This is a genomic window from Ruegeria sp. C2 (genome assembly GCF_056537765.1).
This window is the reverse complement of sequence record NZ_JBQFRZ010000005.1, coordinates 135,775-150,204: the sequence shown is the minus strand read 5'-3', so window position 1 is coordinate 150,204 and position 14,430 is coordinate 135,775. Positions and strand designations below refer to the sequence as shown.

Genomic DNA, 14,430 nt, shown 5'->3' with positions numbered 1-14,430 from the left:
AATCACTTTTTGATGTTCGACTGCTCTGCCAGGCGGCGTTCGATCGATTCCAAACGTTCGAGAACCTCGTCACGGTAAGCATCGGTTTTCACCTCATCCTCGGCATGGTGGGCATCCTGCATCGAGTTCACGATCAGACCGACGAGCAGGTTTACCACCGCGAATGTGGTCACCATGATGAAGGGCACAAAGAACAACCAGGCATAAGGGTAGATATCCATCACCGGGCGGACGATGCCCATGGACCAGCTTTCCAGCGTCATAATCTGGAACAGGGTATAGGCCGACAGACCCAAATCGCCGAACCAGTCCGGAAAGCTGTTCGAGAACAGCTTGGTCGAGATCACAGCCCCGATGTAGAACAGGATCGCCATCAGCAGGAACACGCTGGCCATACCCGGCAAGGCCGAGATGAACCCTTCGACCACCCGGCGCAGCCGAGGCGCGACCGAGATGACGCGCAAAACCCGTAGAATCCGTAGCGCCCGCAGAACCGAAAGCGCCCCGGCGCTGGGTACAAGGGCAACACCGACGATCACGAAGTCAAAGACATTCCAGCCGCTGGTGAAGAACCGGCGCCCCGTGGCGATCAGTTTCATCACGATTTCGATAACGAAGATGGTGAGGCATAGCTTGTCGAGCGTCACGATTAGCGGACCCGCCACCTCCATCAGCGTGGGTGAGGTTTCCATCCCCAGCAGAATCGCGTTGAACAGAATCACACCGGTGATGAATTTCCCGAAAGCCGGGGCTTCGATGACAGGCAGCAGACGTTGGGCGATCCCCATGCGGGTGGTCCTTATCTCAGGGCTATTTGTTTAAGACGAACCGAGCGGCAAGTTCGGTGTGTGACGACCATCGAAATTGGTCAACCACCTGTACCCATTCAAGGGTATATCCGGCGTTAACCAACATTTTTGCATCGCGGGCAAAGGTCACCGGATTGCATGAGACATACGCGATCACCGGGCGTTTGGCTTCGGCCAGCTCAACCACCTGCGCCTCGGCCCCCGCACGCGGCGGGTCGAGGACAACGGCATCGAACTTCCGCAGTTCATCGGGCATGAGAGGGCGGCGAAACAGGTCGCGCGCCTCGGTTGTGACCTGTTTCAGGCCTTGAGCCTTGCGCCAGCCCTGATCCAGGGCTGTGGTCATCTCGGCTTCGCCTTCAACCGCGTGCACCTCGGCCGATTGGGCCAGCGGTAAAGAGAAGGTGCCGCAGCCCGCGAACAGATCAACAATCCGCTTAGCGCCCTGAGTTGCCTCGGTAACGGCCTGTAACAGAGCCTGTTCTCCGTCTTTTGTGGCCTGCAGGAAAGCCCCGGGCGGCGGGACCACACCGGCGGCGCCAAAGCGCTGCAGGGGCGGTTCCCGCATGGCAATCACCTCATCGTCCCAGCTGAGCCGGGCAAGGCCGTGATGTTCGGTCGCTTGCGCCAGCGCCAGTTCCAGCGGGCCGTCCAGCGGCTTGCCACCTTTCACCGCCACATCCAGACCGTTTTCGGACAGGGTCAGCGTCACGGCCAGCACACCCTTGCGACTGCCGCCCAGAAGGGCCAGCGCCTCGGCCACCGGGATGGCGGCGATCAGGGCGGGGTGCAGCAGATGGCAGTCGGGGATTTCGGTGATCGTGTCCGACGCGCGGCCATGGAATCCGGCCAGAGTGCCCTTTTTGGTGCGCCGCACCGCGATAGTGGCCCGGCGGCGCGAATGTTCGGGCGAGGTGTGAATGGGCCGCATCGGGGCATCGAGCCCCTGCGCGGCCAGCGCGTTGCGCACCACCGCAACCTTCCAGTCGGCGACAAAATCATCGGCCGCGTGCTGCAACTGGCAACCACCACAGGCGTTGTAATGGCGACAGGGCGCTTTGACCCGCTGATCCGACGGGGTTTCAACACGGATGTCGGACAAGACCTGTCCGTCGAGCGTTCCGCTGACCACCTCGCCCGGCAGCGTGCGGGGCGCGTAGACAGGCCCATCGGCGATGCCGTCACCCTGATGGCCAAGGCGGTTTATGGTGTAGTGCTGCGTCATGAGGGCCTGATAGCGGGGGTTTGGTCGCAACAAAACCCCTTATTCCGCGGCCTCCGCCTGAATGAACCCGCCGGATTGGCGATGCCAGAACCGGGCGTACAGCCCGCCGCGCTCTAATAATGCCTCATGCGTGCCGCTTTCGACGATGTGACCGTGATCCAGAACAATAATCCGGTCCATTTCGCTGAGTGTAGAGAGGCGGTGCGCGATTGCCAGAACGGTCTTGCCCTGCATCACGCGATGCAGCGCAGCCTGAATCGAGGCTTCAACCTCGGAATCCAGCGCCGAAGTGGCTTCGTCCAGCACCAAAATCGGTGCGTCTTTCAAGATGGCGCGGGCCAGAGCGATCCGCTGTCGTTGCCCACCGCTGAGCTTCACGCCCCGTTCCCCCAGATGCGCGTCATAGCCCTTGCGGCCCTGCGCATCCTCAAGCCCGAGGATAAATTCATGCGCCTCGGCCTTGGTTGCGGCTTCGATCAACTCGACCTCGGATGCGTCGGGGCGGCCATAGAGGATATTCTCACGCGCCGAGCGATTGAACATTGCGGTTTCCTGCGTGACCATGCCGATCTGGCGGCGCAAGCTGTCCTGAGTGACCTGGTTGACATCCTGCCCATCGATGCGAATAACGCCTTTTTCGCCGTCGTAGAGCCTGAGCAGCAGCGAAACCAAGGTCGATTTTCCTGCACCAGACGCCCCCACAATGCCCAGCTTTTCGCCTGGTGCGGCGGTGAAATGCAGATCGGAGACACCGCCAATATCGCGGCCATAAGCAAAACTGACATGATCAAACGCAATCTCACCTTCTGAGACAATCAGCTCAGAGGCGGTCATCGCATCCTCGACCCGGTCGCGCTTGGTCAAGGTATGCATCCCGTTCTCGATCTCGCCGACGTTGGCATAAAGGCCCATCAGCGTGAAACTGACCCAGCCGGTCATTTGTGAGATCCGCACGGATACCGCCCCTGCGGCGACGATATCACCCGTGGTCGCATTACCTGCCTGCCACAGCCACAGCGTTGCCCCTATCAGCATCACCGGCAAAACACCCGCCAATGTCATCAGGATCAGCCGGAAGCTGGCCGAGAGCAGCCCGAACTCCAGCGACCGTTCGCGCAGATCGACCATCGAGCTGCGCGCCGCTTCATCCTCGTGCCTTGCATGGGCGAACAGCTTGACGGTTTTGATATTGGTGATCGTATCCACGATCTGCCCCGACACCATCGCCCGTGCCCCCGCCCGCGCGCCCGAGTGTTTGCGGATGCGCGGCAGATACCAGCGCACCAGCAGGAAATAGACCACAAGCCATGCCACAAAGGGCAGCATGACAAACGGATGAATAGATCCTAACAAAAGCAAAGAACCCACCAACGAGGCCAAGGCAAACACGATTGCACTGATCGTTTCCGACACGACAGAGGTCAGCGCCGTTGCCGTCTGAACCTGCTTTTGCGCGATCCGGCCCGCGAAATCATCGTCGAAATAGGTGACCGATTGGCCTAGCGTCCAATGGTTCAGCTTGGCCAGAACCAGCGGCGGGATATTGGGCATGACGATATAGTTGTTCGAAAAGGCCGACAGGCCGAAAAACACGGGACGCAGCAGCATGAAAAAAGCCACGGCGCCCAGGATCATCCACAGATTGCCGCCGGTCAGAAAGGCATCGGGTCCGCCTGACGTGGCTACGTCGATCACGCGCCCCAATATCCACGCGGTTCCGGCCTCCATCGCGCCCGCTGTGGCCGAGAAGGCGGCTGCGACAAACAGCATCGGCCACGCCCCGGACAAGGCCCAGCGAATGAACGCCCCCAGCGATTGCGGCGGGGGCGTTTGGGTGGCGTTGAACGGTTGGATGAGGTCTGCAATCCTCATTCAGCGGCCTCCGGGTTCAGGAAGCCACCAGATTGCCGCGCCCAGAACTGGGCGTAAAGCCCTCCTTGCGCCAGCAGATCGGAATGACCGCCCTGTTCGACGATCCGACCACCATCCATGACCAGAATGCGGTCCATCTGCGCGATCGTACTGAGCCTGTGCGCAATGGCGATCACAGTTTTACCTTGCATCATGCCGTAGAGCGTTTCCTGAATCGAAGCTTCGACCTCGGAATCTAGGGCGGATGTGGCCTCGTCCAACAGCAAAATCGGCGCGTCTTTCAGGATCACCCGCGCAAGGGTCACGCGCTGCCGCTGACCGCCGGACAGTTTCACGCCCCGCTCGCCCACATGCGCATCATAACCGGTGCGGCCCTGCGGGTCCTGCAGGTCGAGGATAAACTCATGCGCTTCGGCTTGTTTCGCAGCATCTCTCATCTGCGCCTCGGTTGCGCCGGGGCGGCCATAGAGGATATTGGCCCGCACCGAACGATGCAGCAGAGCGCTGTCCTGCTGAACCATCCCGATATGGCTGCGCAAACTGTCCTGCGTCACGGTCGAGATGTCCTGACCATCGATCAGAATCGCCCCCTGCTCCACGTCGTAAAACCGCAAAAGCAGCTTGACCAAGGTCGATTTCCCGGCACCCGAACGTCCGATCAGACCGATCTTTTCGCCCGGTTTGATGGTTAGGTTGACGTGATCCAGCCCACCGGCCTTGCGGCCATAATGATGCGACAGGTCACGGATTTCGATCTGTCCCTGCTCCAGCCGCAGGGGCTCGGCCTCGATCTCATCCAGCAGTTCGATGGGCTGCGCGATGGTCTCCATCCCTTCGGCGACGACACCGAGTTGACGGAAGAAACTGGTCAGGGCCCACATGATCCAGCCGGTCATGGAATTGAGCCGCAGCGTCAACGCTGTCGCCGCTGCGACCACCCCAACCGAAGCGCTGCCCTGCATCCACAGAACAAGCGCCCAGCCGACAACCCCAACGATCAGCATGCCATTCAGTGTGACCAGCACCGCATCCATGATGGTGAAGATCCGCATCTCGACCTGAAAGGTGTGCCGGGTTTCCTCGATGGCTTCGCGGGCATAGTCCAGTTCCTGCGAGTCATGGGCGAACATCTTGACCGAATGGATGTTGGTATAGCTGTCCACCACACGCCCCGTCACAGCCGAACGCGCATCGGATGCGGCCTTGGAGGCCGGCCCGACCCGCAGAACCGCCCAGCGCACCAGCAACGCATAAAGAGCAAACCAGATGACCAGCGGCAGCAGCAGACGGGGATCGGCTGCCATCAACAGAATCCCCGCGCCGACCAGATAGGCCAGTGAAAACGAAATCGCGTCGAAGACCTGAAAAACGGCCTCACCCGCCGCCGGAGGGGTCTGCATGATCCGATTGGCAATGCGGCCGGCAAAATCATTCTCGAACCAGCCAACCGACTGACGCAAAACATGCTTATGCGCACGCCACCGGAAGATGGTGCCGATATTCGGCAGGATTGCGTTGTTCAACAACAGCACGTCGACGACATGGAGCAAGGGCCGCAGCAGCAGGACAAACGCCGCCATCAGCATCAGCTCGGTACCGTGTGCTTGCCAGACTTCTGATGGCGCGCCGGACAGCAGATCGACGACACGGCCCATGTAGTAGATCAATCCGACCTCGACCGCGGCCACGACAACCGAGATCAGGCCTGCCCACAGGAACACGCGATAAAACGGACGGGTATAGTCCAGCATGAAGGGCCAAAGCCGCGTGGGCGGCGTATCGACTTCTTCATAGGCGACAAAAGGGTCAACAAGGTTTTCAAAATAGCGAAACATGGAGGGTGCTCCGATTGAGCAGAAAATAGGTCATGCGAAGAAAGATGGCGCCAGAACACCACCCCTACGGGTCACGTGTTCCGGGCTTTAGCCGAACCAGATCCCGTAATACATTCGCATTCCTCCCTCCATTATGAGATAGGCGCACCCTGCCAAATCAAATCGAGTTTGTCATCCCCTTTTGAGACTTCCCGCTAGTCCGCCAGCAAATCTTCGCGGCTGAGCGCGAAATCCGACGCGATCCAGCGCGCCTCAAGCTCGGCCAGTTTTGCGCCCAGAGCCGGGCCCGAAAAGGCGGGGATCAAATCCGCCGCTTTGATCGGAAAACTGGCCGCGGCCCCTTGCTCCAAGGCGCGGCGCAGGCCGTCGGACCAGGGCTGTTCCAGAAATGCGCAACGCAAAAGCGTCTCGTGCAATCCACCTTCCGCGCCATAGCGATAGCCCAGTTCTGCGACGCTGGTCGTCGCCATCGCCTCGTCGCGCATCCGGGTCAGGCGCTGCAGCTGCGCCTTGCTGAGACGTAGGGTTTTGGCCACCTCAGGCGGAGCAATCGCGGCCAAACGGCGAATCGCTTCGGGCGTGGCGTGGGCGTCTTGCTCCAGCTGGATCAGGATCGCCAAAGCCCGGTCATCCGCGCCGGGCAAAAGCCGTGCCAAAACACCCGTGCTGCGCATGGCGGCGACCGACGGCGCGGGGTCGGGCGCAGCCAGAAGCTTCAGCATCTCGGCCCCGACGCGTTCGCGGGAAAGTGTCTCTAATCCGTCCAAATTCGCGGCAATCGCATCAAGCGCATCGGGATCAAACCCCTCGTCCGCATCGCCATACCAGGCGTGAAACCGGAAATATCTGAGCGACCGTAGGTAATCCTCGCGGATGCGATCACTGGCCTCGCCGATAAACCGCACGCGACGCGTCTGCAGGTCCGGTAATCCGTGCAAGGGATCGAGGATCGTGCCGTCGGGCCGGGCATACAACGCGTTCATGGTGAAATCGCGCCGCGCCGCGTCTTCTTCGACCTTATCGGAGAAAGCGACGACAGCACGACGGCCATCCGTTTCGACATCGCGGCGAAAAGTGGTGACCTCATGTGGGATGCCGCCGCTGACAATCGTCACCGTACCATGATCAATCCCCGTCGGGATCGGTTTCAACCCGGCCTTTTGCGCCAGTTCCATCACCCGTTCAGGCCTTGCATCCGTGGCAATATCGATGTCAGAAACCGGAGCCTGCAGCAACGCGTTGCGCACGCAGCCGCCCACAAACAAGGCCTGCGCCCCGCCTTTGGTCAGTGCGGCACACACATCCTGGGTGGCCTTTTTTGCGATCCAGTCTTCCGTGATCCGCTTCATTCGCTCATCCGCGCCGCCAACCCTCGCAACATCCGCGCCGTCGCGCCCCAGATGTAATAGGGGCCATAGGGCACAGCGTAGTAATACCGCCTTTGTCCACGCCAGCGGCGCGACTCGACGACATAATTCTCCGGGTTCAACACATGCGCAAGCGGGACCGAGAAAACCTCATCCACCTCGCCGGGTTCGACTATCGTGTCGAAAGTCGTTTCGAGCACTGCAACGACCGGCGTCACCGCAAAAGACGTCACCGTTTCATGTGTCGGCAGATGACCCAGAATACGCGGCAAGTCGGTCGGCAAACCGATCTCCTCCTGCGCTTCGCGCAAGGCCGTAGCGGTGACATCCGCATCACCTTCATCCTGTTTGCCGCCCGGAAAAGCGATCTGCCCCGGGTGGTGCTTCAGCGCTGACGAACGCTTGGTCAGGATCACCCGAGGTGCGTCATAGGCCAGTGAAACAGGCACTAACACGCCAGCAGGGCGCAGTTTGCGCCCTGCTGGCAGCGCCGTCTCGGGGTTCAGGTCAAAGTCACTGGACCCGGAGCCGTCACGGCCCAGCGCCGCTGTTAGCTCTGAGATCAGATCACGCGCCATCCGGGCCTTCGGCTTCGAACCCGACGGTCGCTGGGTCCAGCACATAATGCGCACCGCAGAATTGACAGTCTGCTGTGACGGTGCCTTCGTCCGTGGTCATTGTCGCAATATCCTGCGCCGAATAGATCGACAGGCTTTGGCGCACGCGATCTTCGGAACAAGTGCAACCGAATTGTACCTGCTGCGCATCATAGACACGAGGCTGTTCCTCGTGGAACAGCCGTACCAGCAGGTCTGTCGGCGCAACCGACGGCCCGATCATCTCCAGATCATCCACGGTGTCGAGCAGGATGTTGACGCGGCCCCAGTTCTCACCTTCTTCACCGTCTACCAGATCTGAGGCGGTCAGGATCTCTCCGGTCCCCTCGCCCGATGCGGCAAAGGGTGAGGCCTTGGGCATGTGCTGCAACATGATCCCACCCGCGCGCCAGTGTTCACCAACACCGGGTTCAGTCGATTTGCCGAAGCTGAGCGAGAACCGGGTCGGCAGCTGTTCCGACTGTGCAAAATAAGCCTCGGCACAGGCGCTCAGCGACCCTCCGGCCAGCGGGGTGATGCCCTGATAGGGATGCGTGCCCTCGCCTTGGTCGATCATGATGGCGAAGTACCCGTCACCCACCTGATCAAACGGGGCAGCGTCGGTCAGACGATCCCGGTCAAAGCTGGCATAGGCGCGGATCTGCGCGGGTTCACCTTCCTGCTGAGGCGCGTAGTAGTCGGTCGCGATCATACGCACCGCGCCTTTGGATTGGACCTGCAGGGACAATTTCCAGCGCAGCGACACCGTTTGCCCGATCAATGCGGTCAGCAGGGCCATCTCGGCCACCAGCGCCTCGACCACTTCGGGGTAGTCATGCTGCTTCAAGATGCCGCCCAGCACACCATCCAGCCGGGCCACGCGACCACGCATGTCCGGTACATCGAGTTGAAAGGGCAGGACGGTATCGTCCCACGCGATTTTGGTTCCAAGAGACATGAGGGTTTCCTTACACGCCACAGGTTGGCATACCGCCACCATATAGGTCGAACAGATTGGGTTGAAAGGGGCCATACATGATCAGACGGTTCGGTGAAAGCCCCGAAGCCGGGCGGACATATACGCGGCGCGTCGGTGTCTATTCCTTGTTGCCGCAAGGCAACCGCCTGCTGCTGACCTGTCAACTGGAACCCGGCCCCGATCTGCAACTGCCCGGCGGCGGCATCGATCCGGGCGAATCCCCGATAACCGCATTGCACCGAGAAGTGTTCGAAGAAACCGGCTGGCTGATCGCCGCGCCGCGCCGCGTGGGCGCGTTCCGCCGCTTTACCTATATGCCTGAATACGATCTGTGGGCCGAGAAGATCTGCCTGATCTATCGCGCCCGCCCCGTCCGCCGTATCGGTCCCCCGACCGAGCCGTTTCACGAAGCCCTATGGATGGAGATCACCGACGCCGTGCATCTGCTGGGCAATGAGGGGGACGCTTATTTCGCCCAGCGTCATCTGCAAGGGCTGCTTTAGGTCCCGTTATATTCGAAGAACACGGCCGAGACGTCATCCTCCAGCCCGTGATCCGGCGACATGACCTGAGTCAGGCGCCAGAACATATCGTCCAGGAATTCTGAGCCAACATTCTCGGTCAGGCACTCAGTGGCCATCTGCTGCAGACCGCCCTCGTCCAGCAAGCTGCCATCCCTGAGGCGGCATTCCGTGAACCCATCAGAATGAAGCAACAGCTTGTCCCCGGGCTGCATATAAGTTTCGGTCTGCTGAAAGCCGACATCCGGCAACAGGCCGATGGGCAAGCCGCCCTCGCCCAGAAACTCGGCCCCGCCATCGGCGCGCAACAGCAAAGGATGTGGGTGCCCGGCCTGCACCATCTTCACATGCCCGTTGCGCAGATCGACGATGGCATAGACCATTGTAAAATATTCCTCGACCCCGGCATCGGCGATCAGGCGCGAGTTCAGCTGCTCCGCGACCTCCTCGGGCGGCAGCAAGGCGTAGAATTTGTTGAAGCGCCGCTCCATCGCGACGTTCTGGTCGAAATACGTGCTGGATAGATACCCGCCCAACCGCGCCGTCATCATCGCCGATGTGATCCCGTGGCCAGAAACATCGATGCTGTAGAAGCCCAGCCGATTGACGCCGGGCGAGAACATGCCCACCAGATCGCCGCCGATATGACCACAGGGTTTCAGCAACAGGCTGACGCGGGACTTACCAAATTGCCCGGTCAGTTCAGGCATCAGAGATTCCTGAATTTTGCGAGCCTGCATCAGGTCCTTGTCAATGGCATCATGCGCCAGTTTCAGTTCATCCAATGCAGTCTCGATCAGGCGGTTTTTCTCGGACAGTTCACGCTGCATGTCCAGAATCCGTGCACCGGCCGAAATGCGGGCGCGCAGCTCATCGGCCTCCAGCGGTTTGATTAGGAAATCATCCGCCCCTGCATCCAGTCCCTTCGCGACCTCCTGCTTTTCGCTTTTTGAGGTCAGTAGGATGAAATAACTGTATTGCTCGGTTTCGAGCCCACGAAAGGCGCGGCAGAATTCCAGCCCGCTCATCCCCGGCATGACCCAATCGCTGAGCACCAGGTCAGGTCTGTTGTCTTTACACAGGTCAATGGCGGCCTCACCCGTATCGGCCTCAAGCACCTCAAACCCCCACTTTTTAAGTGAGGCAACCAGAATCCGCCGTTGCAGCCTGCTGTCATCCACCACCAGAACCCGACGGATCGCGCCAAAGTCCAGCTCGACCCGGCTGACTGATTGACCGACTTCCGGCACCATTAAATCCCTGTGCTCATCCAATATCTCAGTTGGGCCAACGCTAAGACTGCTGGTTTAACATCTGGTGAAAAACTGCACGCCTACAGCTTAACCACTTCTTTACCGCCGTGACAGTATGCACAAACCAACCGCAAGAGGGTGGCATGATACAGTGGTCCAGAGTCAGGCAATTGCGCGACGAGGTCGGCGCGGATGAGTTCGACGAGGTGGTCGAGATTTTCCTGGACGAAGTGCAAGAGGTAATTGCCAAACTGCGCCAGGATGCAGGGCGTTCCGAGATGGAGCAGAATCTGCATTTCCTGAAAGGCAGCGCGTTGAGCCTTGGTTTTGATAGCTTCTCGAAGCTTTGCCAGGACGGAGAGCGCCGTGCTGCCGCGGGTAAAAGTGCCGCCGTTGATCTACCTGAGATTTTCGCGGCCTATGACGAGTCGAAAACATTGTTTCAGGCCGGTCTTGCCGAAAACCTGCGCTAGATCACAAACTGCGCCAATGTCTCGTCTTCGGTGATGTCCGTATAGGTAAACCCGGCCTCATCCAGATGGGCAAACAGGCGCATGAAATTCTCGGGCTTGCGGGTTTCGATCCCGATCAGAACCGAGCCGAAATTGCGCGCCGATTTCTTCATGTACTCAAAGCGGGCGATATCATCCTCGGGGCCGAGGATGTTCAGAAACTCTTTCAATGCACCGGGCCGCTGCGGCAGGCGCAGGATGAAATATTTCTTCACCCCGGAGTACCGCTGCGCGCGTTCTTTGACTTCGGGCAGGCGTTCGAAATCGAAATTGCCGCCCGAGGTGACGCAAACCACGGTCTTGCCCCGGATGAAGCTTTGGATGTCGCCCAGCGCTTCGATCGCCAGCGCGCCGGCGGGCTCCAGCACGATTCCCTCGACATTCAGCATCTCGATCATGGTGGTGCAGATGCGATCCTCGGACAATGTCAGCACATCCGACAGGTGGCGCGATTTCAGCAGCTCAAAGGGTTTTTCACCGATCCGGCCCACCGCCGCGCCATCGACAAAATTGTCCACATGATCCAGCGACACCGGATGTCCCGCTGCCAGCGCGGCGCGCAAACAGGCTCCGCCCGATGGCTCGACAAACAGGCAATGCGTGCGGTCGCCAAACCAGGTTGCCACTCCTGCGGACATGCCGCCACCGCCCACAGGCAACAGCACATGATCGGGAATGCTGCCCAGTTGTTCCTCAATCTCAGCCGCAAGCGAGGCCTGACCCTCGATCACATCCTCATCGTCGAAAGGAGACAGAAAATGGCCGCCCTGTTCCGCGCACCATTTCTGCGCGGCAGCCAGCGTGTCATCGAAATAGTCACCGGTCAGGTGAACCTCGATATTGTCGCCGCCAAAGATGCGGGTCTTCTGAATTTTCTGCTGCGGCGTGGTCACCGGCATGAAGATCACACCCCGCACGCCAAGATGCTTGCACATATAGGCCACGCCCTGCGCGTGATTGCCCGCGCTTGCGCAGACAAACAGATCCTGACCCTGCTGCTTGCGCATAGCGTTGAACGCGCCACGAATCTTGTAGGACCGCACCGGGCTGAGGTCTTCACGCTTGAGCCAGATTTCGGCCCCGTAACGGTCAGACAAATGGGCATTCCGCTGCAACGGCGTTGCGGGAAACACAGAGCGCATTGCCTGTTCGGCGGCGCGGGCGCGGGTCATGAAATCGGTCATGTCGATTCCCCTGCCCGATCACCGCTGAAAGGGCAAGGAATACATATGTGTACGCGGGTTAGGAGAGTTCGCGCTTTTCGATGAACACGCCATAGATCGTGGTCAGAATGCTGACATTGATCAACGGAACCACCAGCATCATGGCAAAGACCACAACCAACGGCCCAATGATCGGAACAAACAGCAACATAGATGCCAGAAACTGAAGCAGCATCTGAAACAGCGCCGACAGGATCACCAACAGGACAATCGCACCCTCGGCACCAGCTGTTGCCTGCCAAGCTTCTGACAGCTTCAGGTTTCGTCCGATTGCCGCACCGGGCAGGATCGGAGAAACCCGATAGAATGCTACCGTCAGCAATACGACAACCAAAAACCAGACCAGGATTCCCACCACCGCCGGAGCTTGCCCCAACATCCCTACGACAAACATGGCCGGGATCATGGCAACCGCTGCCAGCAGCATCAGCATCAGGAGTCTTCCAAAATAGGCCAATACGCGATCCGATCTGAATGCGGGAAGAAAACCGACCGGATATTCTTCGAGCAGCACGAAACGATGCCAGGACACGACGATCCAAAGCATGATCGTAAAAATCGAAAGCAGCACACTCAGAAGAAAACCTGCAATCGCGCCTGACGAGGCGGCGTCAGGCAAGCCGTTCGGCTCCGTCGAGATATCCTCGAATGAAATGCCAAACAGAACACTGAGAGCTATGACGATCATGCCTCCAATCAGCGCAGGCACCAACGAAATCTGGAGAGCCTGCTTCAGGTTCCTCAAAACCATCTTCACCGAGTGCACGAAAATCTCTAACCCCTGCATAAATACTGCCCTCTCAACCAATCCTTGTTCTCTGTCCGCCCGTTTCACCCCAATTCCCAGCCTGCGTCAATCCACGCCGCTTGCCCCCGCGTCCAAAACCCGTTAGGGGCCAGTCGTTCTACGCATAAAGGGAAGTCAGATGTCCGCGCCCAAGAAAGTTGTTCTGGCCTATTCCGGTGGCCTTGATACCTCGATCATTCTGAAATGGCTGCAGACCGAGTATGGTTGTGAGGTCGTGACCTTCACCGCCGATCTGGGTCAGGGCGAGGAGCTGGAACCCGCCCGCAAGAAAGCCGAGCTGCTGGGGATCAAACCCGAGAACATCTATATCGAAGACATCCGCGAGGAATTCGTCCGCGATTTCGTTTTCCCGATGTTCCGCGCCAATGCGCAGTATGAGGGGCTGTATCTGCTGGGCACGTCGATTGCACGCCCGCTGATCTCGAAACGCCTGGTCGAGATTGCTGAGGCAACCGGTGCTGACGCTGTCGCCCATGGTGCGACCGGCAAGGGCAACGATCAGGTTCGCTTTGAACTGGCCGCTTACGCGCTGAACCCCGATATTAAGGTGATCGCGCCGTGGCGCGAGTGGGACCTGACCAGCCGCACCAAGCTGCTGGAATTTGCGGAACAGAACCAGATCCCGATTGCCAAGGACAAACGCGGCGAGGCTCCGTTCTCGGTCGACGCGAACCTGCTGCACACCTCATCCGAGGGCAAGGTGCTGGAAGACCCCGCCGATATGGCGCCCGACTATGTTTACCAGCGCACCGTCCATCCCGAGGACGCGCCGAACGAGCCCGAATTCATTGAGATCGGCTTTGAAAAAGGCGACGCGGTCAGCATCAATGGCGAGGCGATGAGCCCGGCTACCATCCTGACCAAGCTGAACGAATATGGCGGCAAGCACGGCATTGGCCGTCTGGACCTGGTCGAGGGCCGTTTCGTGGGCATGAAATCGCGCGGCATCTATGAAACGCCGGGCGGCACCATCCTGTTGGAGGCCCATCGCGGGATCGAGTCCATCACCATGGACCGTGGCGCAATGCACCTGAAAGACCAGCTGATGCCGCAATACGCCGAGCTGATCTATAACGGCTTCTGGTACTCGCCCGAGCGTGAGATGCTGCAAGCCGCCATCGACAAGTCGCAAGAGCACGTCACCGGCACCGTCCGCGTGAAACTGTACAAAGGTCTGGCCTCGACCGTTGGCCGTTGGTCTGATCATTCGCTCTATTCCGAGGCGCATGTAACCTTTGAGGAAGACGCTGGTGCATATGACCAGAAAGACGCGGCTGGTTTCATTCAGCTGAACGCTCTGCGGCTTAAGTTGCTGGCGGCACGCGACAAGCGGCTGAGCAAGTAAGCTAACTCACATACCGACACCAAGGCCCGGCAATCCTTTGGATGCCGGGCTTTTTTGTGGGCGTCTTCCCGCTGCGTCAGGCTTG

Annotated in this window: 13 protein-coding genes; 3 read left to right on the top strand and 10 right to left on the bottom strand. The window is 59.5% G+C overall.

Annotated elements, in window-relative coordinates; translation table 11 throughout:
- Nucleotides 1-2: 2 nt before the first annotated feature.
- The 7 genes from ACR0IV_RS15895 to hslO form a co-directional block, all read right to left on the bottom strand.
- Nucleotides 3-788: an ion transporter gene (locus ACR0IV_RS15895; protein WP_480660150.1), complete on the bottom strand. Its 786-nt coding sequence runs from the start codon at nucleotides 786-788 to the stop codon at nucleotides 3-5.
- A gap of 22 nt (nucleotides 789-810) precedes the next feature.
- A complete protein-coding gene (locus tag ACR0IV_RS15890) occupies nucleotides 811-2,034 on the bottom strand; it encodes a class I SAM-dependent RNA methyltransferase (protein WP_480660149.1) in 1,224 nt (407 codons plus the stop codon).
- 39 nt (nucleotides 2,035-2,073) lie between these two features.
- Nucleotides 2,074-3,906, bottom strand: coding sequence for an ABC transporter ATP-binding protein (locus ACR0IV_RS15885; protein ID WP_480660148.1), 1,833 nt, complete (start codon nucleotides 3,904-3,906; stop codon nucleotides 2,074-2,076).
- The gene (locus ACR0IV_RS15880; RefSeq protein WP_480660147.1) at nucleotides 3,903-5,741 is read right to left on the bottom strand and encodes an ABC transporter ATP-binding protein; all 1,839 of its coding nucleotides are present in this window, start codon (nucleotides 5,739-5,741) and stop codon (nucleotides 3,903-3,905) included. The genes ACR0IV_RS15885 and ACR0IV_RS15880 overlap by 4 nt, the downstream gene beginning before the upstream one ends.
- A gap of 194 nt (nucleotides 5,742-5,935) precedes the next feature.
- The gene (locus ACR0IV_RS15875; protein ID WP_480660146.1) at nucleotides 5,936-7,090 is read right to left on the bottom strand and encodes a CCA tRNA nucleotidyltransferase; all 1,155 of its coding nucleotides are present in this window, start codon (nucleotides 7,088-7,090) and stop codon (nucleotides 5,936-5,938) included.
- Complete coding sequence (locus ACR0IV_RS15870; RefSeq protein ID WP_480660145.1) at nucleotides 7,087-7,686, bottom strand: CoA pyrophosphatase; 600 nt, start codon at nucleotides 7,684-7,686, stop codon at nucleotides 7,087-7,089. Before ACR0IV_RS15870 ends, ACR0IV_RS15875 begins: the two co-directional genes overlap by 4 nt.
- A complete protein-coding gene (gene hslO / locus ACR0IV_RS15865; protein WP_480660144.1) occupies nucleotides 7,676-8,662 on the bottom strand; it encodes an Hsp33 family molecular chaperone HslO in 987 nt (328 codons plus the stop codon). Before hslO ends, ACR0IV_RS15870 begins: the two co-directional genes overlap by 11 nt.
- Nucleotides 8,663-8,739: 77 nt before the next feature.
- Here hslO and ACR0IV_RS15860 point away from each other — a divergent pair, with 77 nt between their 5' ends.
- The gene (locus ACR0IV_RS15860; RefSeq protein ID WP_480660143.1) at nucleotides 8,740-9,186 is read left to right on the top strand and encodes an NUDIX hydrolase; all 447 of its coding nucleotides are present in this window, start codon (nucleotides 8,740-8,742) and stop codon (nucleotides 9,184-9,186) included.
- Here the strand turns inward: ACR0IV_RS15860 and ACR0IV_RS15855 are convergent.
- Nucleotides 9,183-10,454 (bottom strand): PP2C family protein-serine/threonine phosphatase, encoded by a 1,272-nt coding sequence (locus ACR0IV_RS15855; protein ID WP_480734410.1) that lies wholly within the window; start codon nucleotides 10,452-10,454, stop codon nucleotides 9,183-9,185. The two genes, ACR0IV_RS15860 and ACR0IV_RS15855, sit on opposite strands and share 4 nt — an antisense overlap.
- A gap of 146 nt (nucleotides 10,455-10,600) precedes the next feature.
- Here ACR0IV_RS15855 and ACR0IV_RS15850 point away from each other — a divergent pair, with 146 nt between their 5' ends.
- Nucleotides 10,601-10,930, top strand: coding sequence for an Hpt domain-containing protein (locus ACR0IV_RS15850; RefSeq protein ID WP_480660141.1), 330 nt, complete (start codon nucleotides 10,601-10,603; stop codon nucleotides 10,928-10,930).
- Here ACR0IV_RS15850 and ilvA read toward each other — a convergent pair.
- Together ilvA and ACR0IV_RS15840 are read right to left on the bottom strand one after the other, a co-directional pair.
- Complete coding sequence (ilvA, locus tag ACR0IV_RS15845; protein ID WP_480660140.1) at nucleotides 10,927-12,153, bottom strand: threonine ammonia-lyase IlvA; 1,227 nt, start codon at nucleotides 12,151-12,153, stop codon at nucleotides 10,927-10,929. The two genes, ACR0IV_RS15850 and ilvA, sit on opposite strands and share 4 nt — an antisense overlap.
- A 58-nt stretch (nucleotides 12,154-12,211) precedes the next feature.
- Nucleotides 12,212-12,880 (bottom strand): hypothetical protein, encoded by a 669-nt coding sequence (locus tag ACR0IV_RS15840; protein WP_480734409.1) that lies wholly within the window; start codon nucleotides 12,878-12,880, stop codon nucleotides 12,212-12,214.
- Between the two features lie 238 nt (nucleotides 12,881-13,118).
- Between ACR0IV_RS15840 and ACR0IV_RS15835 the strand changes: the two genes are divergently transcribed.
- Nucleotides 13,119-14,345, top strand: a complete 1,227-nt coding sequence (locus ACR0IV_RS15835; RefSeq protein ID WP_171171502.1) for an argininosuccinate synthase — start codon at nucleotides 13,119-13,121, stop codon at nucleotides 14,343-14,345.
- The last annotated feature ends 85 nt before the right edge of the window (nucleotides 14,346-14,430 follow it).

What these genes read in the sequence shown, in the direction of transcription:
- ACR0IV_RS15895 (WP_480660150.1), bottom strand. Translation starts at nt 788, where the DNA reads ATGGGGATCGCCCAACGTCTGCTGCCTGTCATCGAAGCCCCGGCTTTC.
- ACR0IV_RS15890 (WP_480660149.1), bottom strand. Translation starts at nt 2,034, where the DNA reads ATGACGCAGCACTACACCATAAACCGCCTTGGCCATCAGGGTGACGGC.
- ACR0IV_RS15885 (WP_480660148.1), bottom strand. Translation starts at nt 3,906, where the DNA reads ATGAGGATTGCAGACCTCATCCAACCGTTCAACGCCACCCAAACGCCC.
- ACR0IV_RS15880 (WP_480660147.1), bottom strand. Translation starts at nt 5,741, where the DNA reads ATGTTTCGCTATTTTGAAAACCTTGTTGACCCTTTTGTCGCCTATGAA.
- ACR0IV_RS15875 (WP_480660146.1), bottom strand. Translation starts at nt 7,090, where the DNA reads ATGAAGCGGATCACGGAAGACTGGATCGCAAAAAAGGCCACCCAGGAT.
- ACR0IV_RS15870 (WP_480660145.1), bottom strand. Translation starts at nt 7,686, where the DNA reads ATGGCGCGTGATCTGATCTCAGAGCTAACAGCGGCGCTGGGCCGTGAC.
- hslO (WP_480660144.1), bottom strand. Translation starts at nt 8,662, where the DNA reads ATGTCTCTTGGAACCAAAATCGCGTGGGACGATACCGTCCTGCCCTTT.
- ACR0IV_RS15860 (WP_480660143.1), top strand. Translation starts at nt 8,740, where the DNA reads ATGATCAGACGGTTCGGTGAAAGCCCCGAAGCCGGGCGGACATATACG.
- ACR0IV_RS15850 (WP_480660141.1), top strand. Translation starts at nt 10,601, where the DNA reads ATGATACAGTGGTCCAGAGTCAGGCAATTGCGCGACGAGGTCGGCGCG.
- ilvA (WP_480660140.1), bottom strand. Translation starts at nt 12,153, where the DNA reads ATGACCGATTTCATGACCCGCGCCCGCGCCGCCGAACAGGCAATGCGC.
- ACR0IV_RS15840 (WP_480734409.1), bottom strand. Translation starts at nt 12,880, where the DNA reads ATGATCGTCATAGCTCTCAGTGTTCTGTTTGGCATTTCATTCGAGGAT.
- ACR0IV_RS15835 (WP_171171502.1), top strand. Translation starts at nt 13,119, where the DNA reads ATGTCCGCGCCCAAGAAAGTTGTTCTGGCCTATTCCGGTGGCCTTGAT.